Origin of the sequence: Curtobacterium sp. ER1/6 (assembly GCF_001742745.1) — a bacterium.
GTDB lineage: Bacteria > Actinomycetota > Actinomycetes > Actinomycetales > Microbacteriaceae > Curtobacterium > Curtobacterium citri.
This window is the reverse complement of sequence record NZ_MJAK01000001.1, coordinates 641,406-664,059: the sequence shown is the minus strand read 5'-3', so window position 1 is coordinate 664,059 and position 22,654 is coordinate 641,406. Positions and strand designations below refer to the sequence as shown.

The 22,654-nt window shown below is 72.9% G+C and carries 21 protein-coding genes and 2 tRNA genes; 12 read left to right on the top strand and 11 right to left on the bottom strand.

What is annotated here, in order from left to right; genetic code table 11:
- Nucleotides 1-113 precede the first annotated feature (113 nt).
- The 4 genes from Cus16_RS03080 (at nt 114) to Cus16_RS03065 (ending at nt 2,924) form a co-directional block, all read left to right on the top strand.
- A complete protein-coding gene (locus tag Cus16_RS03080; protein WP_069711098.1) occupies nt 114-1,046 on the top strand; it encodes an ATP-binding cassette domain-containing protein in 933 nt (310 codons plus the stop codon).
- A complete protein-coding gene (locus Cus16_RS03075) occupies nt 1,043-2,056 on the top strand; it encodes a D-isomer specific 2-hydroxyacid dehydrogenase family protein (RefSeq protein ID WP_069711097.1) in 1,014 nt (337 codons plus the stop codon). Before Cus16_RS03080 ends, Cus16_RS03075 begins: the two co-directional genes overlap by 4 nt.
- 124 nt (nt 2,057-2,180) lie before the next feature.
- Nucleotides 2,181-2,253: transfer RNA gene (locus tag Cus16_RS03070), tRNA-Asn, on the top strand.
- A 185-nt stretch (nt 2,254-2,438) separates the two neighbouring features.
- On the top strand, nt 2,439-2,924 hold the full coding sequence (locus tag Cus16_RS03065) for a hypothetical protein (protein WP_069711096.1): 486 nt from the start codon (nt 2,439-2,441) through the stop codon (nt 2,922-2,924).
- 31 nt (nt 2,925-2,955) lie between these two features.
- On the opposite strand, the gene def is transcribed toward Cus16_RS03065, so the two are convergent.
- Entirely contained in the window at nt 2,956-3,531 is a 576-nt protein-coding gene (gene def / locus Cus16_RS03060) for a peptide deformylase (protein ID WP_069711095.1), read from the bottom strand.
- A gap of 39 nt (nt 3,532-3,570) precedes the next feature.
- On the opposite strand from def, the gene Cus16_RS03055 reads away from it, so the two are divergent.
- The 6 genes from Cus16_RS03055 to Cus16_RS03030 all read left to right on the top strand — a co-directional run bounded on the left by Cus16_RS03055 (nt 3,571) and on the right by Cus16_RS03030 (nt 8,554).
- Complete coding sequence (locus Cus16_RS03055; RefSeq protein WP_069711094.1) at nt 3,571-4,482, top strand: multidrug DMT transporter permease; 912 nt, start codon at nt 3,571-3,573, stop codon at nt 4,480-4,482.
- Between the two features lie 91 nt (nt 4,483-4,573).
- Nucleotides 4,574-5,794, top strand: coding sequence for a glycosyltransferase (locus Cus16_RS03050; protein ID WP_189319511.1), 1,221 nt, complete (start codon nt 4,574-4,576; stop codon nt 5,792-5,794).
- Between the two features lie 13 nt (nt 5,795-5,807).
- Nucleotides 5,808-5,881 (top strand) — tRNA-Ile (locus Cus16_RS03045).
- 79 nt (nt 5,882-5,960) lie between these two features.
- Entirely contained in the window at nt 5,961-7,031 is a 1,071-nt protein-coding gene (locus tag Cus16_RS03040; RefSeq protein WP_223246497.1) for an AI-2E family transporter, read from the top strand.
- Entirely contained in the window at nt 7,028-7,879 is an 852-nt protein-coding gene (locus Cus16_RS03035) for a DUF1684 domain-containing protein (RefSeq protein ID WP_069711092.1), read from the top strand. The genes Cus16_RS03040 and Cus16_RS03035 overlap by 4 nt, the downstream gene beginning before the upstream one ends.
- A 195-nt stretch (nt 7,880-8,074) precedes the next feature.
- Nucleotides 8,075-8,554, top strand: a complete 480-nt coding sequence (locus tag Cus16_RS03030; protein WP_083263646.1) for a DUF3145 domain-containing protein — start codon at nt 8,075-8,077, stop codon at nt 8,552-8,554.
- Between the two features lie 190 nt (nt 8,555-8,744).
- On the opposite strand, the gene Cus16_RS03025 is transcribed toward Cus16_RS03030, so the two are convergent.
- From Cus16_RS03025 to aceE, 6 genes are all read right to left on the bottom strand, one after another.
- Nucleotides 8,745-9,989: a beta-ketoacyl-[acyl-carrier-protein] synthase family protein gene (locus Cus16_RS03025; protein WP_069711090.1), complete on the bottom strand. Its 1,245-nt coding sequence runs from the start codon at nt 9,987-9,989 to the stop codon at nt 8,745-8,747.
- A gap of 152 nt (nt 9,990-10,141) precedes the next feature.
- Complete coding sequence (locus Cus16_RS03020; protein WP_058729431.1) at nt 10,142-10,390, bottom strand: acyl carrier protein; 249 nt, start codon at nt 10,388-10,390, stop codon at nt 10,142-10,144.
- 84 nt (nt 10,391-10,474) lie between these two features.
- Nucleotides 10,475-11,530 (bottom strand): beta-ketoacyl-ACP synthase III, encoded by a 1,056-nt coding sequence (locus tag Cus16_RS03015; protein ID WP_411266594.1) that lies wholly within the window; start codon nt 11,528-11,530, stop codon nt 10,475-10,477.
- On the bottom strand, nt 11,527-12,480 hold the full coding sequence (locus Cus16_RS03010; RefSeq protein WP_069711089.1) for an ACP S-malonyltransferase: 954 nt from the start codon (nt 12,478-12,480) through the stop codon (nt 11,527-11,529). Before Cus16_RS03010 ends, Cus16_RS03015 begins: the two co-directional genes overlap by 4 nt.
- A gap of 243 nt (nt 12,481-12,723) precedes the next feature.
- Nucleotides 12,724-13,953 carry a PucR family transcriptional regulator gene (locus Cus16_RS03005; protein WP_069711088.1) on the bottom strand — a complete coding sequence of 410 codons (1,230 nt, stop codon included), beginning with the start codon at nt 13,951-13,953 and terminating at the stop codon, nt 12,724-12,726.
- A 7-nt stretch (nt 13,954-13,960) separates the two neighbouring features.
- Nucleotides 13,961-16,705: a pyruvate dehydrogenase (acetyl-transferring), homodimeric type gene (gene aceE / locus Cus16_RS03000; protein WP_069711087.1), complete on the bottom strand. Its 2,745-nt coding sequence runs from the start codon at nt 16,703-16,705 to the stop codon at nt 13,961-13,963.
- 239 nt (nt 16,706-16,944) lie between these two features.
- On the opposite strand from aceE, the gene Cus16_RS02995 reads away from it, so the two are divergent.
- Together Cus16_RS02995 and Cus16_RS02990 are read left to right on the top strand one after the other, a co-directional pair.
- Nucleotides 16,945-17,433, top strand: a complete 489-nt coding sequence (locus tag Cus16_RS02995) for a peroxiredoxin (RefSeq protein WP_069711086.1) — start codon at nt 16,945-16,947, stop codon at nt 17,431-17,433.
- Between the two features lie 77 nt (nt 17,434-17,510).
- Nucleotides 17,511-18,443 (top strand): alpha/beta fold hydrolase, encoded by a 933-nt coding sequence (locus Cus16_RS02990; protein WP_189319510.1) that lies wholly within the window; start codon nt 17,511-17,513, stop codon nt 18,441-18,443.
- A 31-nt stretch (nt 18,444-18,474) separates the two neighbouring features.
- On the opposite strand, the gene Cus16_RS02985 is transcribed toward Cus16_RS02990, so the two are convergent.
- The 4 genes from Cus16_RS02985 to Cus16_RS02970 are packed head-to-tail and all read right to left on the bottom strand — an operon-like array spanning nt 18,475 to nt 22,572.
- Complete coding sequence (locus Cus16_RS02985; RefSeq protein ID WP_069711085.1) at nt 18,475-20,055, bottom strand: alpha/beta hydrolase; 1,581 nt, start codon at nt 20,053-20,055, stop codon at nt 18,475-18,477.
- Nucleotides 20,052-21,014 carry an amino acid--[acyl-carrier-protein] ligase gene (locus Cus16_RS02980; RefSeq protein WP_223246496.1) on the bottom strand — a complete coding sequence of 321 codons (963 nt, stop codon included), beginning with the start codon at nt 21,012-21,014 and terminating at the stop codon, nt 20,052-20,054. The genes Cus16_RS02985 and Cus16_RS02980 overlap by 4 nt, the downstream gene beginning before the upstream one ends.
- The gene (locus Cus16_RS02975; RefSeq protein WP_083263644.1) at nt 21,011-22,288 is read right to left on the bottom strand and encodes an acyl-CoA dehydrogenase family protein; all 1,278 of its coding nucleotides are present in this window, start codon (nt 22,286-22,288) and stop codon (nt 21,011-21,013) included. Before Cus16_RS02975 ends, Cus16_RS02980 begins: the two co-directional genes overlap by 4 nt.
- Nucleotides 22,285-22,572 carry an acyl carrier protein gene (locus Cus16_RS02970; RefSeq protein ID WP_220456241.1) on the bottom strand — a complete coding sequence of 96 codons (288 nt, stop codon included), beginning with the start codon at nt 22,570-22,572 and terminating at the stop codon, nt 22,285-22,287. Before Cus16_RS02970 ends, Cus16_RS02975 begins: the two co-directional genes overlap by 4 nt.
- Nucleotides 22,573-22,654 lie beyond the last annotated feature (82 nt).

Genomic DNA, 22,654 nt, shown 5'->3' with positions numbered 1-22,654 from the left:
TCGTCGACGCGCGTCGCGCCTCCCGTCCGTCGGCTCCACCGCACCACACAGGACGTGTCCGCTGATCCCGGTCCGTCGCACACCGTCGCCAGGGGCGGCGCGGAAGGGGACCCATGATCGCGGTGAACGGCCCGGCGGTCGTCGCAGACGACGTGTCGATCGAGTACCGGGGCGTGCGCGGCTCGGCACCGATCCGAGCGGTGGACGGCGTCAGCCTCACCGTCCGGCAGGGCGAGATCCTGGCGCTCCTCGGTGAGTCCGGGTCCGGGAAGTCCACGTTCGCGGCCGCCGTCGCGGGGCAGCTCGGAGCCACCGGCGAGGGCGAGGGCGCGCACCGTCGCCAGGTCGTCGGCGGTGAGCTCACCGTGCTCGGGCAGAAGGTCCGCGGGCTCCGGCCGGCGTCACGCAAGGCGCAGCGCCTGACCGGCCGCATCGGGTACCTGCCGCAGGACGCCGCCGACCGGCTCAGCCCCGACCTGACCGTCGGCGAGGCCATCGCGGAGCCCATCTACGTGCGGGACCGCCGCTTCGACCGCAAGCAGGCCGGCCTCATGGTGGCGCGCCTGGTCGACGCCGTGCACCTGCCGCTCGGCGTCATGCGCCTCAACACGTGGGAGCTCTCGAGCGGACAGCGGCAGCGCGTCGCCCTGGCCCGTGCGCTCGTCCTCGAGCCCCAGCTCCTCGTCGCCGACGAACCGGCGCGCGGCGTCGACGTCCTCGTCCGCCAGTCCGTGCTCGAGGCACTCGCGAACCTGCAGGTCGGGCGACAGTTCTCGGCGGTGGTGGTGTCGAGCGACCTCCGCGAGGCCCGTGCCCTCGCCGACCGCGTCGGCATCATGGCCGAGAGCCGCCTGGTCGGTCTCGGCACCTTCGACGAGGTCCTCGACAACCCCGTCGACCCCTACGTCAAGACCCTCGCCGCGACCGCCGCGCGACCGGTGAAGCGTCGGCCCGCCGCCCCGGCCGCACCCCGTCGCTCGTCCGCCCCGCGTCGACCGGTCGCCGCGGGCACCGGTCCCCGCTCCGACCGTCAGGAGAACGCATGAGCCCCACCGCCCCGTCCGGCACCCGCGGCCACCGTGCGGTCGTCACCGACGCCGGGGCGCCGCTGCCGGTCGACGCGCCGACGGCCGGGCCGGTGGCGATCCTGCCGCGGGCAGCCGACCTGCACGTCGAGGCGGTCCGGACGGCGGGCGGCACGGTGGGGGAGCTCGGCGACGACACCCGCGGCATCGTGTGGCTCGACGCGCGCGACCCCGACGGGCTCGCGGCAGCGCTGTCCCGCGCTCCGGGGGTCGGCTGGGTGCAGCTGCCCTTCGCCGGCGTCGACGCCTTCGCGCACCTCATCGCGGAGCACGGTGACCGGGTGCTGTTCACCTCGGCGAAGGGCGCCTACGCGGAACCCGTCGCCGAGCACGCGCTCGCGCTGACGCTCGGGACCCTCCGGGTGCTGCAGCAGCGGGCCCGGGCGACGTCGTGGGCCACCGAGCCCGAGGGGGTCTCGCTCTACGGGCGGAACGTCGTCGTGGTCGGCGCGGGCGGCATCGCGCTCGAGTACATCCGACTGGTGGCGCCGTTCGAGGTGTCCGTCACGGTGGTGCGCCGGTCGTCGGACCCGGTGCCGGGCGCCGACCGCACGGTGACGACCGACGCGCTCGACGACGTGCTGCCGGACGCCGACGTCGTCGTGGTCGCCGCGGCGATGACCGCGGGCACGTCGAAGCTGTTCGGGGCGGAGCAGTTCCGCATCATGAAGCCCTCCGCACGGCTCGTGAACATCGCCCGCGGCGGCCTGGTCGACACCGACGCGCTCGTGACCGCGCTCCGCGAGGGGCAGATCGCCGCAGCGGGGCTCGACGTGACCGACCCCGAGCCGCTGCCCGACGGGCACCCGCTCTGGAGCGAGCCCGGGGCGATCATCACGCCGCACCAGGCGGACACGCCGGACATGGTGGCGCCGCTCCTCGCCGAGCGGGTGCGGACGAACACCGGAGCGTTCCTGTCCGGCACGGGAGACGGTTTCGTCGGGGTGGTGGACCCGACCGCCGGCTACTGACCGACCCCGAGCGGGCCGCGGTGGACACGGCGCGCCCGGGATGCGCGGCGGATGCACGGACAGGGCTCGGGGTGCTGCTATGCTGTTACCCGTTGTTCGCACGACATTCGCCAGCGGACAGTGATCCTCGATAGCTCAATTGGCAGAGCAGCCGGCTGTTAACCGGCAGGTTGTTGGTTCGAGTCCAACTCGGGGAGCAGGAGACGAGGCCCCCACCGTTCACGGTGGGGGCCTCTCGTCTGTCCCGTGGGCCGACGCGGCGGCGAGCCTCGCCCCTGCGGACACTCTCGCGGTCCAGGAGTCGCGAAGACGTCCGCGGAGCCGAGGCTCGGCTTCCGGCCTTCGCAGGTGGGACGCGGCCGGAAGCTGTTAGCGTTCACAGGTGATCACCGCCCGTCGAGCCCTCGCCGCGGGACTCGTCGTCCTCGGCGCCCTGGGCCTGAGCGCGTGCACGACGGGGCAGACCGAGCCCGAGGAGTCGCTCGACGGCACCACCCAGGCCGAGGTCTCGGCCTCCGGTAGCGCCCCGATCGTCTTCGCATTCGTCTGCTCGACCGATGCCGGTGAGGCGACGGAGACCTTCACGACGTACGCCGCGGCGTGGGAGGCGGAGCGGGCCGACTGCACGGCCAAGCCCATCACGGGGTCCGGGATGTCGGCGCAGCAGCAGGCCGCCGTCCGGGCCACCGACGACCACGTCGACCTGCGGGAGCTCGCCGCGACCTGCGCGGAGCGCGGTGTCGCGCCGTGGGACACGGCGGTCACCACGGACGAGCAGGCACACCTGGCGGCCGGGCTCCTCGAGTACTGCCCCGGACACCCGGAACACGACCACCTGCGCCGGGCGCTGGCGACCTACCGGGGCTGAGCCGCGCCTCCCGTCCGCCGGCTGCGCGCCGTCAGCCCTCGGGGTGGTCGCGCCCGGGGAGCCAGGACTTGCCGGGCGTGCCCCAGCTGCTCTTCCGGACCGCCTTGACCGCCTGCTTGGCGTACGGGTGCACCAGGCGGTCGGCGTAGAGGACACCGTCGAGGTGGTCGTACTCGTGCTGGAAGATGCGCGCGAGCCAACCGTGCGCCTCGACCTCGAACGGGGTGCCGTCGGCGTCGACCGCGCGGAGGAGGACGCCCTCGGCGCGGCGGAGCGGGAAGCGCTCCCCGGGGATCGAGAGGCAGCCCTCGGACTCGTCGTCCTCGTCGAGCTCCTCGACCGACTCGGGCACGAGAGGGGTCGTCCAGAGGACCGGGTTCACCGCGACGCCGCGGTGCAGGACCTCGTCGTCGTCAGTCCACGAGTACACGAAGAGCCGCTTGCCGACGCCGACCTGCGGCCCGGCCAGCCCCACGCCGGGTGCGAGGTCCATGGTCGCGAACATGTCGTCGACCAGCGCGCGCAGGTCGTCGTCGAACTCGGTGACCTCGGCGGCACGCTCGTGGAGGACGGGGTCACCGGTGATGCGGATGGGGAGGACGGGCATTCACCCAGGTTATCCGGGCAGCACCGGTAGCCTCGTCGCGTGACGACGGACCTGCCGATCCCGGAAGCGGTCAACCTGACCCCGTTCCAGGCCCTGATGATCCCGGTCGCGCTCGTCGGCGCCGTCTTCCTCTCCCTCGGTGCGCAGTACCAGAGCCGCGGGGTGCAGCGGGTGGAGGCGCGGCTCGGTCGCCAGTCGAAGGGGCTCTCGGTCCGGCACGTCGTCGGGCTGCTGACGAGCGGCTGGTGGGTGCTCGGCACCCTCATGCTCGGTCTCGCGGTCGTCCTGCAGCTCATCAGCATCACGAACGCGCCGCTCATCGTCGTGCAGCCGCTCGGTGCGGTCGCGCTCGTCATCACCACGTGGTTCTCGTCGCGGTCGACCGGCGTGCCCCTCGGGCAGCAGGCTCGTCGCGCGGTGTGGACCTGCATCGTCGGTGTCGGCATCTTCGTCGGCATCGCCGCGGTCGTCGGCCGCGAGAGCGCGATCAGCCGCCAGCAGCTCGTCACGATCCTGGTGGTCCTGGCGGTGGTCCTCGTCGTCGTCCTGGTCTCCTTCCGCTTCGCGGCGAAGCGTGCCAGCGCGCTGTACTACATCGTCGGCGCCGGTGTGCTCTACGGCTTCGTCGCCACGCTCGCCAAGGTCGTGCTCAACCGCTTCCTCAGCGGCACCTTCGACTGGCTGACCGCGATCGCGGTCGTCGGGGTGATCGGTGCCGCGGCACTCGGCGGGTACTTCGTGCAGAACGCGTACTCGAGCGGCTCCGCGGACCTGGTCATCGCGGGCCTGACGGTGATCGACCCGATCGTCGCGGTCGGCATCGGCGTGATCGTGCTCGGCGAGGCCGCCGGTGCGCCGTGGATCGCCGTCCTCGGGTTCCTCGTCGCCGCGGTGATCGCCATCACGGGCGTCTTCCTGCTCGCCAAGCACCACCCGCAGACCCGGAGCTGACCGGCCGCGGGACCCGCCGTGGGGCGGACCCGGCCTGCCGGGACCGTGCGGTACCGTCGAGGACCGACCAGCAACCGCCCACGAGAGGACGATGCCAGCCGTGTCAGAGGACGCCACCACCGCCACCGCCCACGCGACGGGTGCGACCGGCGGAACCCGACCGCTCCGCGTCCTCATCGCGGCGGACACCTTCCCGCCCGACGTGAACGGCGCGGCGACCTTCGCCGAGCAGCTGGCCGTCGGTCTCGCCGAACGCGGGCACGAGGTGCACGTCGTCGCCCCGTCGCCGACCCCGCACCACGGCAGCTTCGACGAGGAGCACCGCGGCGTCACGCTCACCGTGCACCGGCTGAGGTCGCACAAGTGGCCGTGGCACGCCTGGTTCCGCTTCGTGTGGCCGTGGACGATCCGCCCCCGGACCGCACCGATCCTCGACGCGGTGCGGCCCGACGTCGTCCACATCCAGTCGCACCTCCTCGTCGGTCGCGGCATCGTGCAGGAGGCGCACGCCCGGGGCATCCGGATCATCGGCACGAACCACTTCATGCCGGAGAACCTGCTCGACTACATGCCGTTCGGGCCGCGCACGCTGCCCGTCGCGCTGAACATCGCCTGGCGGGACGCCGCGAAGACCTACCGGCTCGCCGACGCGGTCACCGCGCCGACGGTGCTCGCGGCCGACTACCTCCGCGACGCGATCGCCGGGCAGCAGGTGCTCGCGATCTCGTGCGGCATCGACGCCACCCGGTACACCGCGCGGAGCGGGCGTCCGGCGGGCAACGACATCGTCTTCGTCGGCCGGGTCGCCCCGGAGAAGAACCTCGACGTGCTGATCCGGGCGCTGCCGCTGCTGCCGGCCGAGCTGCACGCGACGGTGACGATCGTCGGCGGCGGCGAGATGATCCCGAAGCTGACCGCCCTGGTGCGCGAGCTCGGGCTGGAGGACCGCGTGCGGTTCGCCGGGTTCGTCTCCGACGAGGAGAAGCGTCGGGCGCTGACGAACGGCACCGTCTTCGCGATGCCGTCGACGGCCGAGCTGCAGAGCATCTCGTCGCTCGAGGCGATGGCGTCCGGGCTCCCCGTCGTCGCCGCGGACTCGATGGCACTGCCGCACCTGATCGACGGCAACGGCTACCTGTTCCGTCCGGGCGACGTGCACGACCTCGCCGCGAAGCTGACGCAGGTGCTGACCGCTCCGGACGAGGAGTACGAGGCGATGCGCGCGCGCAGCCTGACGATGATCGAGGCGCACGACATCAACCGCACGCTCGCGACGTTCGAGGCGCTGTATCGTGGGGAGCCGGTGGCCTGAGGGTCGCCGGCGAGGGGCGGTAGCCAAGCTGGTCAAGGCACTCGGCTCATAACCGAACGATCGCGGGTTCAAGTCCCGCCCGCCCTACGTGCACCTGCCCAGGAAACGGAACGCCCCGGCCGCGCAAGGCCCGGCCCCGGACGACCACAGCCCGACACCGAACGTGGTGTTCGAGACGACGTCGGCGGGCACCGGCGTGCGCGTCAACGCCTTCCGGATCGGCTTCATGGGCGCCCTCGGCGTGCTCATCGCCCTGGTCGCGGGCTCGATCGTGCACCAGCTCAGCACGGTGCTGGTCTACATCGGCGTCGCACTGTTCCTCTCGCTCGGCATCGACCCGCTCGTCTCGTTCCTCGAGCGCTTCATCCCGCGCTGGTCGGCGATCACGATCGTCGTCGTCGGCGTCCTGGCGGCGTTCGCGGGCGTGGTGTTCGCGGTGGTGCCGATCCTCATCCAGCAGGCGACGAACCTGATCCAGAACTTCCCCGAGATCGTGCAGGACATCTCGCGGCAGGACTGGGTGCAGGACCTGTCGCGGCAGTTCGCCGGGTCGTTCGACATCAACCACTCCCTGGAGTCGCTGCAGTCCTTCGTCGAGGACCCGGGCAACCTGCTCAGCCTCGGCGGCGGCATCCTGGCGGTGGGCAGCGGCATCCTGTCCGGTCTGACCGGCGCCGTCATCGTCATCATCCTGATGCTGTACTTCCTGGCGTCGATGCGCGGCCTGAAGTCGATGACCTACCGCTTCGTCCCGGCGTCGCGCCGGCAGAACTTCGTCGACGTCAGCGAGCAGATCACCCAGGCCGTGGGCCGCTACGTCGTCGGGCAGATCAGCCAGGCGCTCATCAACGGCATCCTCAGCCTGGTCTTCCTGCTCGTCATCGGCGCGCCGCTGCCGGTGCTGCTGGCGACCTTCGCGTTCCTCGGCTCGCTCATCCCGCTCGTCGGCACGGTGGCCGCAGCAGCCGTCATCTCGCTGCTCTGCCTGTTCGCCTCGCCGGCCACGGCGCTGGCCGCTGCGATCTACTACCTCGTGTACATGCAGGTCGAGGCGTACGTCATCTCCCCGCGCATCATGTCACGCGCCGTGCAGGTGCCCGGAGCCCTCGTGGTGATCGCGGCCGTCGCGGGCGGGACGATCGGCGGCGTGCTCGGCGCCCTCGTCGCGGTGCCGGCAGCCGCCTCGGCGATCATCATCGTGCAGAAGGTCATCTACCCCCGACAGGAGCAGGCGTGACCGAGACCCTCGGCGACCACGTCGCCGCCCGGGACGCCTGGGCCCGCAGCGCTCGCGGACCCCTCGCGCTCGTCAACGCGCAGGCGGTCGACCGACCGCAGCCGGTGTGGCCGGTCGCCGGGACCTGGGCCCCGGCGGTCGGTGGCCTCGCCGTGACGGCCGCGATCGACGACGGCGTCGTCGTCGACGGGGACCCGGTGGACGGGACGGTCCTCGTCGCCGGTGACACCGCGGTGGTGCCGTCGACGGTCGTGTTCCGCGACGGCCTCGCCGGGACGGTGCACGGCACCACCCTGCGGGTCTGGGACCCCGCCTCCGACGCGGTCGCCCGCTTCGCCCGCATCGACCGCTTCGCGCCCCGGCCTGGCGGCTGGGTCACGCGCGGCCGGTACGAACCCTGGTCCGACCGGGAGGCACCCGGTCACCTCACCGACGCCGCCGGCGACCCGCTGCCGGTCGCGGGCACGATCGAGACCACGATCGACGGAGCCACGGTGCGCATGACGGCGGTCCGGTCTGCGCCGTTCCACGGCCGACGCCGGCTGCAGCTCATCGTGCAGGACACGACGAGCACGCTGACCGAGGACGACGCCGGGAGCTCGTACTCGATGGGACGCTTCCTGTACCTCGACGACCCAGAGCAGCCCGATCAGTCTGCGCAGCCCGATCGGCCCGCCGACTCCGGTCGGTACGACGTGACGCTCGACTGGGAGCGCCTCGTCCTGCCGCCCTGCGCCTTCTCGTACCAGTACGCCTGCCCCGTCCCGCCCGAGGAGAACCGCATGCCGGTGGCACTCACCGCGGGGGAGCGGCACCCCGTCGACGCGTCCGGCGCCGTCCTGCACTGACCGGTCCCGCACTGATCCGGCCCTCCCACGCGTCGCCCGGGTGTGGCGCTCCCAGCCCGGACGCTGCATAATGGGCGTGTCCGCGAGGACATCACAATCAGATACCGAAGTTCCGTACCGGGACTCCGCACCACAGGTCGATGGGGAAGTCGCACCTGACGAAGCGGAGGAATCGTGAACGGAACGACGACAGGAGTGCTCTACGTGCACTCCTCACCACGCGCGCTCTGCCCGCACGTCGAATGGGCGGCCGGTCGCGCGATGAGCCGTGCCGTGAACTTCTCGTGGCTCGACCAGCCGGCGCTCGACGGTTCCCGTCGGACCGAGTTCACCTGGACGGGGACGGTCGGTACCGGTGCGGCGATCGCCTCTGCCCTGCGCGGGTGGGAGCACCTCCGGTACGAGGTGACCGAGGAACCCACCGAGGGCTCCGACGGCGGGCGCTGGATGCACACACCGGACCTCGGCGTGTTCTTCGCGCAGACGGACGTGTCCGGCAACATGGTCGTGCCCGAGGACCGGGTCCGCTACGCGATGGAGGTCGCGGGCAGCAACGCCCTCGAACTGCATCGTGAGCTCCGGCTCGCGCTCGGCCAGGCGTGGGACGACGAGCTCGAGCCGTTCCGCCACGCCGCCGAGGGCAACCCCGTCGTCTGGCTCCACCGCGTCGGCTGACCCGCCGTCCGCGGTGCCGCCGCGAGACTCGGTCTGCGCGACACTCCTCGGGCGCAGCAGCACGAGCGGTGTCGCACACGGCGAGACTCGGGCGTCCCCTCCCCGCCTGAGCCCGCCATGGGACGACCGAGGCCCGCCCTGCGGACGCAGGACGGGCCTCCCGGCCGTCGCGGACGGACCGCGGACGTGCTCAGGCCGTGCGGAACGCCACCACGGCGTTGTGTCCGCCGAAGCCGAACGAGTTGCTCACGGCGAGCAGGTCGCCCGCGGGCAGCTCGCGCGGCGCGGTCGCGACGTCCATGACGATCTCCGGGTCCTGCTGCGTGAGGTTGATCGTCGGCGGGGCGACGCGCTCGTGCAGGGCGAGGACGGTGAACACGGCCTCGATCGCGCCGGCGCCACCGAGCAGGTGCCCGGTCGACGCCTTCGTGGCTGACACGACGATGTCGTCGAGGTGGTCGCCGAAGACCCGGCGCATCGCGTGGTACTCCGCGACGTCACCGACCGGGGTCGACGTGGCGTGCGCGTTGACGTGGATGACGTCCTCGCGGGCGGCACCGGCGTGCTCGAGGGCCGTGATCACCGCACGGGCGGCGGCGCTGCCCTCCGGGTCCGGAGCGGTGATGTGGAACGCGTCCGAGGTGATGCCGGACCCGGCGACCTCGGCGTAGATCTTCGCGCCGCGCGCCTCGGCGTGCTCCTTCGACTCCAGGATGAGCGCCGCGGCGCCGTCGCCGAGGACGAAGCCGTCACGCGTCACGTCGTACGGACGCGAGGCGGTCTCGGGGGAGTCGTTGCGACGCGAGAGCGCCTGCATGGACGCGAACGCGGCGAGGGGCAGCGGGTGCAGCGCGGCCTCAGCGCCACCGGCGATGACGATGTCCGCCTCGCCGTTCGCGACGTGGCGGTAGGCCTCCGCCAGCGACTCGGTGGACGAGGCACAGGCGGAGAGGTACGTGCGGGCACCGCCACGGGCGCCGAACTCCATCTCGATGGCGGCGGCGGGGCCGTTCGCCATGAGCATCGGGACCGTCATCGGCAGGACGCGGCGCGGGCCCTTCTCGCGGAGGGTGTCCCAGGCGTCGAGCAACGTGTTGACGCCGCCGATGCCGGTCGCCCAGTCGACGATGAGACGCTCGGGGACGACGGTCTCGGGGTCGATGCCCGCGTCGGCCCACGCCTCACGCGCGGCGACGAGCGAGAGCTGCGACGAGGGGTCGAGACGCTTCGACTCGGGGCGCGTCAGCTGGTCGGTGAGGAAGCGGCGCGCCTGGCCGGCGAACTCGACGGGGATCTCGAGGTCGGCGTAGCGCTCGTCCTCGATGCGGGTGATGCCGGACTTCCCGGCGAGCAGCGCCTCCCACGTCTCCGGGGCGGTCGCGGCGAGGGGTGTGATCGCACCGATCCCGGTGACGACGACGGTCTTGTTGGTCATGGAACGACGTGTTCTTTCGTGTGGACTGGCCGGGCGCCGGTGGACGCCCGTCCGTTCGGTCGAGCGCGGGTCGGCGCGCGACCGCTGGGGTGAACGAGACGAGCGCCGCGGACCGCGGGGTGTCCGCGGCCGCGGCGCTCAGGAAGCTCGCGTCAGGCCTGGGCCTTGGTGATGTAGTCGACGGCGTCGCCCACGGTCTTGAGGTTCTTGACCTCTTCGTCCGGGATCTTCACGTCGAACTTCTCCTCGGCGTTCACGACGATGGTCATCATCGAGATGGAGTCGATGTCGAGGTCGTCGGTGAACGACTTGTCGGCGGCGACGGTGTCGGTCGCGATGCCGGTCTCGTCGTTGATCAGCTCGGCCAGGCCGGCGAGGACTTCTTCGTTGGACAGGGCCATGGGTGTTCTCCTTGAGGGGGGTGTCGTTTGACCGTGGACCAGCCTAGGGCACGGGCACCGCCCGCGCCCGGAAGGCGCGGGGGACTAGGGGAGGACGACGACCTGCGCGCCGAAGACGAGACCGGCGCCGAAGCCGATCTGCAGCGCGAGGCCGCCGGACAGCTCCGGGTGCTCCTCGAGCAGCCGGTGCGTGGCGAGCGGGATGCTCGCGGCGGACGTGTTGCCCGTCGTGGTGATGTCGCGGGCGATCGTCACCGTGTCGGGGAGGCCGAGCTGCTTGGCGAACTCGTCGATGATGCGGATGTTCGCCTGGTGCGGCACGAAGGCGGCGAGGTCCTCCGGACGGACGCCCGCGGTCTCCAGGGCCTCCCGGGCGACCTTCACCATCTCCCACACCGCCCAGCGGAAGACCGTCTGGCCGGCCTGGCGCATGGTGGGGCGCGGGGCGCCGGCCGCCCACTCGTTGTAGGTCGCGGTCATGCCGATCGCGTCCCACTTCGAGCCGTCCGAGCCCCAGATCGTCGGGGCGATGCCCGGGAAGTCGCTCGGGCCGACCACCGCGGCACCTGCACCGTCGCCGAGCAGGAACGAGATCGACCGGTCGGTGGGGTCGACGACGTCGCTCAGCTTCTCGGCGCCGACGACCAGCACGTGGTCGGCGAGCCCGGACTTGATGAACGAGTCGGCCTGGGCGATGCCGTAGGCGTAGCCGGCGCACGCGGCGCTGACGTCGTACGCGGCGGCGGGCGTCGCGCCGATCCGCTCGGCCAGGAGCGAGGCCATCGACGGCGTCGCGACCGTGTGGGTCACGGTGCTGACGAGGACGACGCCGATCTGGTCGGGCGTGATGCCGGCCTTCTCGATCGCCTCGCGCGCGGCGGCCTCGGCGAGGTCGACGGCCTCGACGTCGGCGCCGGCGCGCTTGCGCGTGACGATGCCGGTCCGCTGCCGGATCCACTCGTCGGACGAGTCGATCGGCCCGACGAGGTCGTCGTTCGGCACGACGTTCTCGCCGCGGGCGGCGCCGAACGCCAGGATGCGGGTGAACTCGTGGCCGCGACGCTGCTGGAGCATCGGCCGGGAGGCGCGGCTCGTGGCCGCCCCGTCGGCTGCGGTGGTCGGGGTGGTGCTGTCGGTCATGCGGGTGCGTCTGCTTCCTGGCCTGCGGTCTCGCTGTCGCGCTGCAGCAGCTCGATCGCTGCGGGCAGGTCGTCGGGGGTCTTGATGGCGACGGAGGGCGTCCCGCGCAGGCCGCGCTTGGCGAGGCCGACGAGGGCGCCGGCCGGCGCGAGCTCGATGATGCCGGTGACGCCGGCGGCCGCGAACGACTCCATCACGGCGTCCCAGTGCACGGGGTTGGCGATCTGCTGGACCATGAGGTCGACGAAGCGGCGACCGTCGTCCACGCGGGAGCCGTCGGCGTTGGTCCAGATCGGCAGCGTGGGGTCCTGCGCGGTGGTGGCGGCGGCGACGGGGGCGACCCGGTCGACCGCGGGCGCCATGAAGCGCGTGTGGAAGGCGCCGGCGACCGCGAGCGGGATCACCCGCGCCTTCGCGGGCGGCTCGGCGGCGAGGGCGGCGATGCCGTCGGCGGGGCCGGCGACGACGGTCTGCCCGCCGCCGTTGTGGTTCGCCGGCACGAGGCCGTGCTGCGCGAGGGCCTCGGCGACCGCGTCGGGGTCCCCGCCGAGGACGGCGGCCATCGAGGTCGGCTCGAGCGCCGCGGCGTCGGCCATCGCGCGGCCGCGGGCGGCGACGAGCGACACGGCGTCGGTGGGCTCGAGGACGCCGGCGACACCAGCGGCCGTGAACTCGCCGACCGAGTGGCCGGCGACACCGCCGACGAGGGAGCGGCGGCCGTCGGCGAGCAGGGCGTCCGCGGTCACGAGGCCGGCGGCGACGATGAGCGGCTGTGCGAGCGCCGTGTCCTTGATGGTGTCGGCGTCCGACTCGGTGCCGTGGTGCGCCAGGTCGACGCCGATCGCCTCGGACCACGCTCCGACGCGGTCACGGACGGCGGAGTCCTCGAGCCAGGGGGCGAGGAAGCCGGGGGTCTGGGAGCCCTGTCCGGGCGCGACGACGACGATCACCGGTCAATCCTTCCCGTCGACAGGCTCCGCACCCGTGTGGACATCCCACACAGATGCGGCGGAGTCGTTGTGCGATCCCCACCGGCGCGGATCGGCGGGGGCGGCGCGGGTCGGACGCGCTTCGAACCACGGAAGCGACGTCGAACCAGCGCGTGTGGTCGGTTCGACGTCGCAACCGTGGTTCCACACCGCGGAGCGGCGTGAGCGGCGTGGGCGACCGCGGACGAGCGCGGTCGAGCGCGGTCAGCGGCGGTTCGGCATGCGCCGACGTCCGGCGCTCGACTCCGACATCGCGCCGAGGATGAGCGCCGACTGCACGATGAGGGCGTCCCGCGCGTGCGTGGCGTCCCACCCGATGACGTCGGCGACGCGGCGCAGGCGGTAGCGGACCGTGTTCGGGTGCACGAAGAGCTCCCGTGCCGTCGCCTCGAGGGACCGCCCGGTGTCGAGGTAGCACCAGAGCGTCTGGAGGAGCTCCGTCGACTGGTCCTTGAGCGGCACGTAGATCCGCTGCACGAGGGCCGACCGGGCGAGCGGGTCGCCGGCCAGTGCGCGTTCCGGCAGCAGGTCGTCGGCCAGGGCCGGACGGGGGGCACCGCGCCAGGCCCGCGCCACGGCGAACCCGGCGAGGGCGCCCTTCGCGCTGGTGGAGGCGTCGACGACCCCGGGGACCTCGTTGCCGAGCACCAGGTGGCCCTCGCCGAAGGACGGTTCGAGGGCCTGCGCGATCGCGGTGAACGAGACGGGTTCCTCGCCCTCGGGCACGTCGTCGCGCGGCGTCGCGCGCCCGATGACGACCACGAGGCGGGAGCCCTGCACGCCGACGAGCACGTCGGCGTCCATGTGCCGTGCGGTCCGGCGGATCTGGTCGACCTCGAGCTGCCGCGGGGCGTTCCCCACGATCACCGCGACCTCGCCGTGGCCGTGCCAGCCGAGCGCGGCGATGCGGGAGGGCAGCTCGTCGTCGTACTCGCCCGACAGGATCGAGTCGACCACGAGTGCCTCGAGCCGCGCGTCCCACAGCCCGCGTGCCTCGGCGGCGCGGGCGTAGACGTCGGCCGCGGCGAAGGCGATGTCCCGCGAGTACTTGAGGATCGCCTCCTGCAGCATCTCGTCGTCCTTGGCGCGTTCCTCCACCACGGTCACGACGACCCGGATGAGCTGCAGCGTCTGCTGCAGGCTCACCGAGCGCAGGAGCTCGCGGGGTGCCGAGCCGAAGACGTCGGCGGCTGCGATCCACGGGGTGGAGGCGCTGCCCTCGAGCCACGAGATGAACGAGGTGATGCCCGCCTGGGCGACGAGCCCGACGGCGGAGCGGCGCCCCGGCGGCATCTCGCTGTACCAGGGCAGGGTGTCCTCGAGCCGCTTGATCGTGGCGGTCGAGAGTTCGCCCGACACCTGCCGGAGCCAGGAGAGCGCGCGTTCGCGGTCGTTCTCCCGGCCCACGGCAGGGTCGGTGCGGGGTGTGCTCACGCGCAGATCAGCTCTCGCCGCCCGCGCTGCCGGTGGTGCCGGCGTTGACGTCGTGCAGGCGGTACTTGTCGATCGCCTGCTGGACGACGGCGTGGTCGACCTTGCCCTGCTTCGCGAGCTGCTGCAGCGTCCGCACGACGACCGAGGGGCCGTCGATGTGGAAGAAGCGGCGGGCCGCCGGGCGGGTGTCCGAGAAGCCGAAGCCGTCGGCCCCGAGCGTGGCGTAGTCGGTCGGCACGAACGGGCGGATCTGCTCCTGCACGGCGTGCATGAAGTCGCTCACCGCCACGACCGGGCCCTCGGTCCCGAGCAGGCGCTCGGTGACGTACGGGGTGCGCGGCTGCTCGTTCGGGTTGAGGAACGCCTGCTGCTCCGCGTCGAGACCGTCGCGGTACAGCTCGCCCCAGCTCGTGACGCTCCAGACGTCGGCGGACACGCCCCAGTCCTCGGCGAGGAGCTGCTGCGCCTCGAGGATCCACGGCACCGCGACACCGGACGCGAGCAGCTGGGCCTTCGGGCCGTCGTGCTCGCTCGGCTGGAGCAGGTACATGCCCTTGACGATGCCCTCGACGTCGACGCCCTCGGGCTCGGCCGGCTGCACGAGCGGCTCGTTGTAGACCGTGAGGTAGTACATGACGTTCGGGTCGCTGTGCGCCGGCGAGCCGTCCTCGTTCGTGCCGTACATGCGGTCGAGGCCGGACTTGACGATGTGCCCGATCTCGTAGCCGTAGGCCGGGTCGTACGCCACGACCGCCGGGTTCGTCGCCGCGAGGAGCGGCGAGTGGCCGTCGGCGTGCTGCAGGCCCTCGCCGGTCAGGGTGGTGCGGCCGGCCGTGGCACCGATCATGAAGCCACGGGCCATCTGGTCGCCCGCCGCCCAGATGGCGTCGCCGGTGCGCTGGAACCCGAACATCGAGTAGAAGACGTAGACCGGGATGAGCGGCTCGCCCTGCGTCGAGTACGAGGTGCCGACGGCGGTGAACGCCGCGAGGGCGCCCGCCTCGTTGATGCCGACGTGGACGATCTGGCCCTGCGGGCTCTCCTTGTACGCCAGGAGGAGCTCGCGGTCGACCGACGTGTAGTGCTGGCCGTTCGGGTTGTAGATCTTCGCGGTCGGGAAGTACGCGTCCATGCCGAACGTGCGCGCCTCGTCCGGGATGATCGGCACCACGCGGTCGCCGAAGTCCGGCGAGCGAAGCAGGTCCTTCAGCAGGCGGGCGAACGCCATCGTCGTGGCGACCTCCTGCTTGCCGGAGCCCTTCTTGACGACCTGGTACTTGGACTCGTCCGGCAGCGTGAACTGCGTGTACTTCGTCCGGCGTTCCGGCACGTACCCGCCGAGCGCGCGGCGGCGCTCGTGCATGTACTGGATCGCCTCGTCGTCGTTGCCCGGGTGGTAGTACGGCGGCGTGTAGGGGTTCTCGTCGAGCTGCGCGTCGGAGACCGGGATGCGCATCTCGTCGCGGAACTGCTTGAGGTTGTCGAGCGTGAGCTTCTTCATCTGGTGGGTCGCGTTGCGGCCCTCGAAGCTCGGGCCGAGGCCGTAGCCCTTGACCGTCTTCGCGAGGATGACGGTCGGCTGGCCCTTGTGCTCGGTCGCGGCCTTGAACGCGGCGTAGACCTTGCGGTAGTCGTGGCCACCGCGCTTGAGGTTCCAGATCTGGTCGTCCGAGTAGCCCTCGACGAGCTTGAGCGCCTTCGGGTCGCGCCCGAAGAAGTTCTCGCGGACGTAGGCGCCGTTCTCGGCCTTGTACGTCTGGTAGTCACCGTCCGGCGTGGCGTTCATCAGGTTGAGGAGCGCGCCGTCGGTGTCACGGGCGAGCAGGTCGTCCCACTCGCGGCCCCAGACGACCTTGATGACGTTCCAGCCCGCACCGCGGAAGAACGCCTCGAGCTCCTGGATGATCTTGCCGTTGCCGCGGACCGGGCCGTCGAGGCGCTGGAGGTTGCAGTTGATGACGAAGTTCAGGTTGTCGAGCCCGTCGTTCGCCGCGACCTGCAGCTGCCCGCGCGACTCGACCTCGTCCATCTCGCCGTCGCCGAGGAACGCCCAGACCTGCTGGTCGCCGGCGTCCTTGATCCCGCGGTTCGTCAGGTACTTGGCCTGCTGCGCCTGGTAGATCGCGTTGATCGGGCCGATGCCCATCGACACGGTCGGGAACTGCCAGAAGTGCGGCATCAGGCGCGGGTGCGGGTACGACGACAGGCCGCCGCCGGCGTGCGACTGCTCCTGGCGGAAGCCGTCGAGCTGGTCCTCGCTGAGGCGTCCCTCCATGTAGGCGCGGGCGTACATGCCGGGGGAGGCGTGGCCCTGGAAGAACACCTGGTCGCCACCGGACGGGTGGTCCTGCGCCCGGAAGAAGTGGTTGTAGCCGACCTCGTACATCGCGGCGCTCGACGCGTAGGTCGAGATGTGGCCGCCGACCGAGACACCGGGGCGCTGGGCGCGGTGCACCGTGATCGCGGCGTTCCACCGGATCCACCGGCGGTAGCGGCGCTCGAGTTCCTCGTCACCGGGGAACTCCGGCTCGTCCTCGGGCGCGATCGTGTTGACGTAGTCGGTCGTCGGGACCATCGGCACGCCGAGGTGCAGCTCGTTCGAGCGCTTCAGCAGGCTCTGCATGATCTCGCGCGCCCGCTGGTGGCCGTGCGTCGCGACGAGTCCGTCGAGCGACTCACGCCACTCTGCGGTCTCCTCCGGGTCCTGGTCGGTCCCTGCGGTGCTGCGCGGGTCTTGGTCGTTCACCGTCACCCTTGACCTCGTTCGTTCTCGTGGTGGTGGACATGGGGGCCACCGGTGGTCGGGTCACGACCGGTTGGGGCCCACACCACCTTAGGCCCCACGACCGACCCGCTGGCTGATGGTGCCGTGCGCCGGTGGTACTTGCGTTCGGGTGACAGCGGCGTACGATGGCCGATCGTGCACGCGTGACCCGCGGGTGTGCACGTGACACGGGCACCTCCCACGCCCGAGGAAGAAGCAACGCACCGATGGCCCTGGAGATCGGCTCCCTCGCGCCGGACTTCGAACTCCCGAACCAGTTCGGTGAGCACGTCCGCCTCAGCGACTTCCGGGGCGTCCGCCCGGTCGCCCTCGTCTTCTTCCCGCTCGCGTTCTCGTCGGGGTGCACGAACGAGCTCTGCACCCTGCAGGACAACATCGCGATGTTCCAGGACCAGCGCGTGGAGCTCATCGGCATCTCGGTCGACTCCAAGGCGACGCTGCGGTCCTTCGCCGACACCCACGGGTACGACTTCGAGCTGCTCGCCGACTTCTGGCCGCACGGCGCGGTGTCGAAGGAGTACGGCGTCTTCCTCGACAAGAAGGGCTTCGCCACCCGCGCGACCTTCGTGATCGACGTGCAGGGCCGCATCAAGGCCTCGATCATCACCGAGCCCGGCCTGCAGCGCGACGTGGCCGAGTACCGCGAGGCGCTCGACCGCCTCGCGGCGTGCACCGCGCCCGTCCCGGTCGGCTGACCGGGCCCTCCACACCGCCGCCGGCTCCGAAGGAGCGGTGGGCGCAGCCGCGCCCGCGAGCACGGACGGGAGGCCCGGTGGACGGCACCGACACCGCACCGGTCCGGCAGACGGTCGCCACCCGTGCGTACGCACCCTGGCCGGTGACGGAGGACGCCGGCAGGTGGTCGCTGACCGGGACCACCGTCGCGACGGCCGTCGGCCCGGTCGTCGTGCACCACCGCGCCGGACCCGACCCCGTCCTCCTGCTGCACGGTGTCGCCGGCTCGTGGACCACGTGGACGCCGTTCCTCGCCGCGACCGACGGCCTCGGCGCCCGCGGGCTCGTGCTCGTCGACCTGCCGGGCTGGGGGTCGTCCCCGGCGCCCGGCACGCCGTTCACCGTCGACGACGGCGCCCGCGTGCTCGTCGAGGTGTTGGACGCGCTCGGGCTCCCGAGCGTCGACGTCGTCGGCCACTCGATGGGTGCCTTCGTCGGCCTGCACCTGGCCCTCGTCGCCCCGCGGCGCGTCCGGTCCCTGGGGCTCGTCTCGGGCACCACCACCGCGACCGCCCGTGCGGCGCGGCACCCGTGGCGCGCGATCGGGACGCTCCCGGCGTTCACGCTGCTGCGCGCCGGGCTGCTCGTGACCGGCAGCGCGGCACACGGCCTGCTCCGGGGCATCGCACGCACCGGCCTGCTGCCGCTCGTGGCGGCGCCGGTGTTCGCGCACGTGCGGCGACTCGACCGGAGCGTGCTCGCCGCCTTCGTCGACGAGTTCCGCCCCGCGCTGTTCACCGCCGCCGCCCGGGCCGCCGCCGACTACGACGTCGACCGCTGGCGGGGCGTCCGGTGTCCCGTCGCGGCCGTCCTGGGGCGCGACGACGTGTTCGCCCGGACGTCCGACCTCGACGACCTGCGACGGCTGCTGCCCGGCGTGCGGACCGCGGTGCTCGACGACTGCGGGCACTTCGCCCACGTCGAGCGACCCGTCGCCGTCGCCGCGTTCCTCACGGCGACGGCCGACTGAGCGCCGGCGACGCTGCTCCCGTCGGCGACGCTCAGCCCACCGGCACCCGCGTGGGGAAGGTCGCGGCCACCCGCGAGCGGACCTCGGCCACGACCGCACGGCGCATGGCGGGGGAGAACAGCGCGTGGTCACCGTCCGGCACCTCGACGACGGAGACCCGCACGCCCCAGCGTCGGACGGCGCGGCGGCCGCCGTAGCGCTCGAACCGCTCGATGTCCTCGGGAGCGGCGACGACGACCACGTCGGTGCCGTGCTCGACGATCGGGTCCAGGTGCCCGACGACACCGCCGAGCGAGCCCCGACGGGCGATCGCGTCCCGGACCCGGGCGGGGACGAGACGGTTGTACGGCCCGCGGAGCGCCCGGCGCAGCGGGGAGGCGTCCGCCACCGCCTGCGCGGACTCCGCGTACGAGCCGGGCGCAGCGGGCGTGCGGCGGTAGTCGTTCGGGCTGATCTCGACGACGAGCCGCGGGTTGTCGTCGACCGCACGTCCGGCGATCCACGCCCCGGCGCACATGCCGACGATCGCGAGCCGCTCGGACGGGATCCGCAGCTCGGCGACGACCGTGTGCTGGTCGTCGACCCACTCCTGCGCGAACAGGAAGGTGTCCTCGTCCGCCCGGACCGCCGAGCTCTCGCCGGTGCCCCGACGGTCGACGCGCACCACGCGGGCGCCGTCGCGGGCCAGGGTGCGCGCGAGGGCGACCTGGTAGTCCACGGCGCCGGTGCGGTGCTCGGCGGCGCCGTTGTGCAGCAGCACCACCGGGGCGTCCTCGTCCTGCGCCGACGAGACGGTCTCGATGGCGAAGAGCCCGTTCGGGCCGATGCGGACCATCCGCTCGGAGACGCGCTCGTCGACGTCGAGGACCTCGACGAGCGCCGGCGGCACCGTCGGGGAGGCGGACACGGGTGCCCACTCGTCCAGGCGGGCGGCGATCCGGTCGACCGCGGCCTCCGGGATCCGGGCGTCGATGCTCGTGCCGTCGAGGAGCTCGGCGGTCCCCGGCACCTCGAGCACCTCGACGGCGCCGAGCGCCCGCGGGGCCGCGGCACCGGGTCGGACGACGGCGACCGTGGGACCCGTCCGCGGTGCGAAGCCGAGCGCGCCGAGGACGGCGAGCTCGGCCGGCGGGAGGTCGATGCCGACCAGGGACTCGACGCCGTCGACCACGCGGTCCGCGCCGATGGTGATCGCGGCGAGCGCCCGCTGGCCCCGCAGCCACGCGCGGCCGGACGCCGGGGCGTCCCAGACGACGAGGGCGTCCTCGTCGTCGGCCGCCGCCGCGGCGACGAGCGCGGCCGACGCGAGCCCGACGAACGCCACGCGGTCGACGCCGGAGCGACGCAGGAGCGCCGCGGCGTGCCGTGCCGACCGGACCTGCGCGTCGGGCGCGTCGTCGTCGGCGGCGTCCCCACGTCCGGACGGGTCGTAGCGCACCGAGGCCACGCCACGGGCCTCCAGGCGGTCCGCCAGCAGGCGCAGCGTGCGGTAGGCGATCACGCCCTCCTGCCCGAGCGGCGGGCAGAGCACGACGCCGGCGCGCGCCGACCGCGGGAGCTGGACGGCGACGCGCAGCGCCGGTGCGCCGGACCAGCCGTGGTGGGTGCTCACAGCGCCAGCGCCGCACGGACGTCGGACGTCCAGCGGTCGGGGTCGGTGCCGTGGGCGGCGAAGAGCGCGATGGTGATCCGTTCGAGGCCGAAGGCGATGCAGGCGCTGTGGGCGACCGCGCCGTCCGCGGTGCGCAGGCCGAAGGAGGTGCCGAAGTGGTCCTCGTGCAGGTTCGCCGACGAGATCGCCGTCGCGTCGTGGTCCGGGCCGTACACGGTGGTGACGAACTCGAACTTGAGCGCCTGCTCGACCTGGTTGCGCGCGAGCATCTGGCCGACGCGACCGAAGAAGGGGTCGTTCGCGGGCACGACCTCGATCGCGAGCCCGAACGACTCGAGCAGGGCGCGCATGCCCGGGATCCGGCCGTCGCGGTGCGTCTTCGCCGACGCCGGCGTGCCGATGTGCACGAACTCGTGCATGTGGAACGCCTGCAGCCGCATCGGGTCGAGCGAGGGCTCGCGGCGGAAGGAGTCGCCGACGATGTCGAAGGTGCGACCCCCCTCGGGGACGGTGTCGCCGACCAGGCCGTACACCGGGTGGCAGACAGCCGGCGTGAGCATGAGGTCGGCGGGCTGCAGGAAGGTCTCCCAGCGCTCGCCGCGCTCCCGGGCCGCGAGCAGGGCGCGGTGGGTGCGGTCGTCACCGGTGAACCCGGAGATCGACGCGGCGAGGTCCGGGAAGGACGCGATGTAGTCGGTCCGCTCGAACGCGGCCAGGGGCTCGACGGGCGGGAAGCGCAGGACCTCGGCGTCGAGGTCGGCCTGGCTCCGGACGGCCGCGGCGTCGACGGCCGCGTACACGCGCTCGAACACGCCGGTGCGGCCGTAGAGGCCGGGGGACCCGAGGTCGATGAGCACCCCGTCGGCGAGCAGGCGACCGCGGAGGTCGGCGCGCGCGGCGGCGAGGGCGGCGGCGGTGTCGCCCTCGGTGGTCGTGGTGGTGGGGTCGGTGATGGTCACAGGATCGCTCCGCTCGTGAGGGCCAGTACTGCATCGTTCTGGAGGAGACGGTCGTTGCTCACCATGACGGCGGCACCGTGGGCGTCCCGGAGGTGACGGGCGACGCTCGCCGGGCCGCTGGCCGCGAAGCCCGCGATCCCGATGATCCGCATCGCCGTGGTCACGATGTCGACGACCTGCTCGGACGCGTTGATCTTCAGCGCGTTCGCCGCCAGGGCGTACGACGTGGACTCGAGCACCGACGGGTCGTCCGCGACCGCGTCGAACCGCTCGGCGGCGTGCCGGACGGCATCGCCGAACGTCTGCAGCTCGACGAGGAGCTCGGCGAGCCGGAGTGCGCCGGGCGGGGTCGTCCCCACCGCGGCGCGTGCCTGCCGGCGCACCGTCCGGCGCGCACGGTCGGCGGCGTCGGCGGCGATGCCGAGCCACACCGACGCCCACAGCACGTGGGAGACCGGCAGGACGGTCTGCGCCGAGATCGTGGCGTAGTCGTCGCGGAGCACCCGGTCCTCGTGGGTGTCGGCCTCGAGCACCCAGCCGTTGCTGCACGTGCCGCGGAGCCCGAGCGTGTCCCACGTGGACGTCTGCGTCAGCGTGGTCTCGGCGGGCAGGCAGATCACGAGCCGCTGGTCGGAGGGGGCCGCATCGGGGTCGCGTCGCGCGGTGACGAACACGGCGTCCGCCTCGGTCGCGTACGAGATCACCGGCGCGTCCTTGCGCAGGTGGATCCGACCGGAGGACGACACCTCGACCGCGCAGGTGCTGCGGCGGGCGTCGCCGCCGATGCCCTTCTCCGTGGTGGAGGACGCCACGAGGGCACCGCCGCGGACGGCCTCGGTCATCTCGGAGACACCGAGCCCGACCCCGCCGTGCCGCCAGAGCGCCATGGCCTGGCCGTGGTGCATCGCGAACACCATGCCGGTGGCGGCGCAGGCGCGACCGAGGGTGGTGGCGATCGCGGAGAGCTCGGCGAGCGAGGCACCGGCACCGCCGAGGGCCACCGGCACCGCTGCGGCGAGGAGGCCGTGCTCCCGCATCGCGGCGATGGCCTCGCGCGGGGGACGGGCGTCGCGGTCGACCTCCTCGGCGAACCGGGCGGCGACCTCGGCGACCAGGGCGGCGGGGGCGGCGAAGCGGTCGGCGCCCGCCGTGGTGTCGTCGACGACCGTGGCGGGGCCGTGTCCGTGTCCGTGTCCGTGTGCGGTCGCGGGTCCGGCTCCGTCTTCGGTGAGGGGTCGGGCGTCCGCCTCGTCGGTGGTGACCGGGGCGGTCACGCGGCGGCCTCGGCGGCGGCCGTGATCGACTCGATCGTGGCGAAGGTCGAGCGGTGCAGCGCGGACTCGGGGAACTCCACGTCGAGCTCGTCCTCGACCGCGAGCATCACGGTGACGGACGCGTGCGACGTCAGGCCGAGGGCGTAGAGGTCGGCGATGGCGGCCACGGTGGACGCGTCGACGCTGAGGCGTCCGTGGGCGGCGAGGGCACGGCGGACCGCCTGCTCGGCGATCGGGGCGGCGAGTGCGACGGCGGTCGCTGCGGAGGTCGGTTCGTGGTGCATGTGGGCAACCATAAGGAGCGCGGCGGCCCGGAAAACCGCCGTGCGGGTGCGCGAACCCGCACGCGGGCCGCAAGAACCGTCG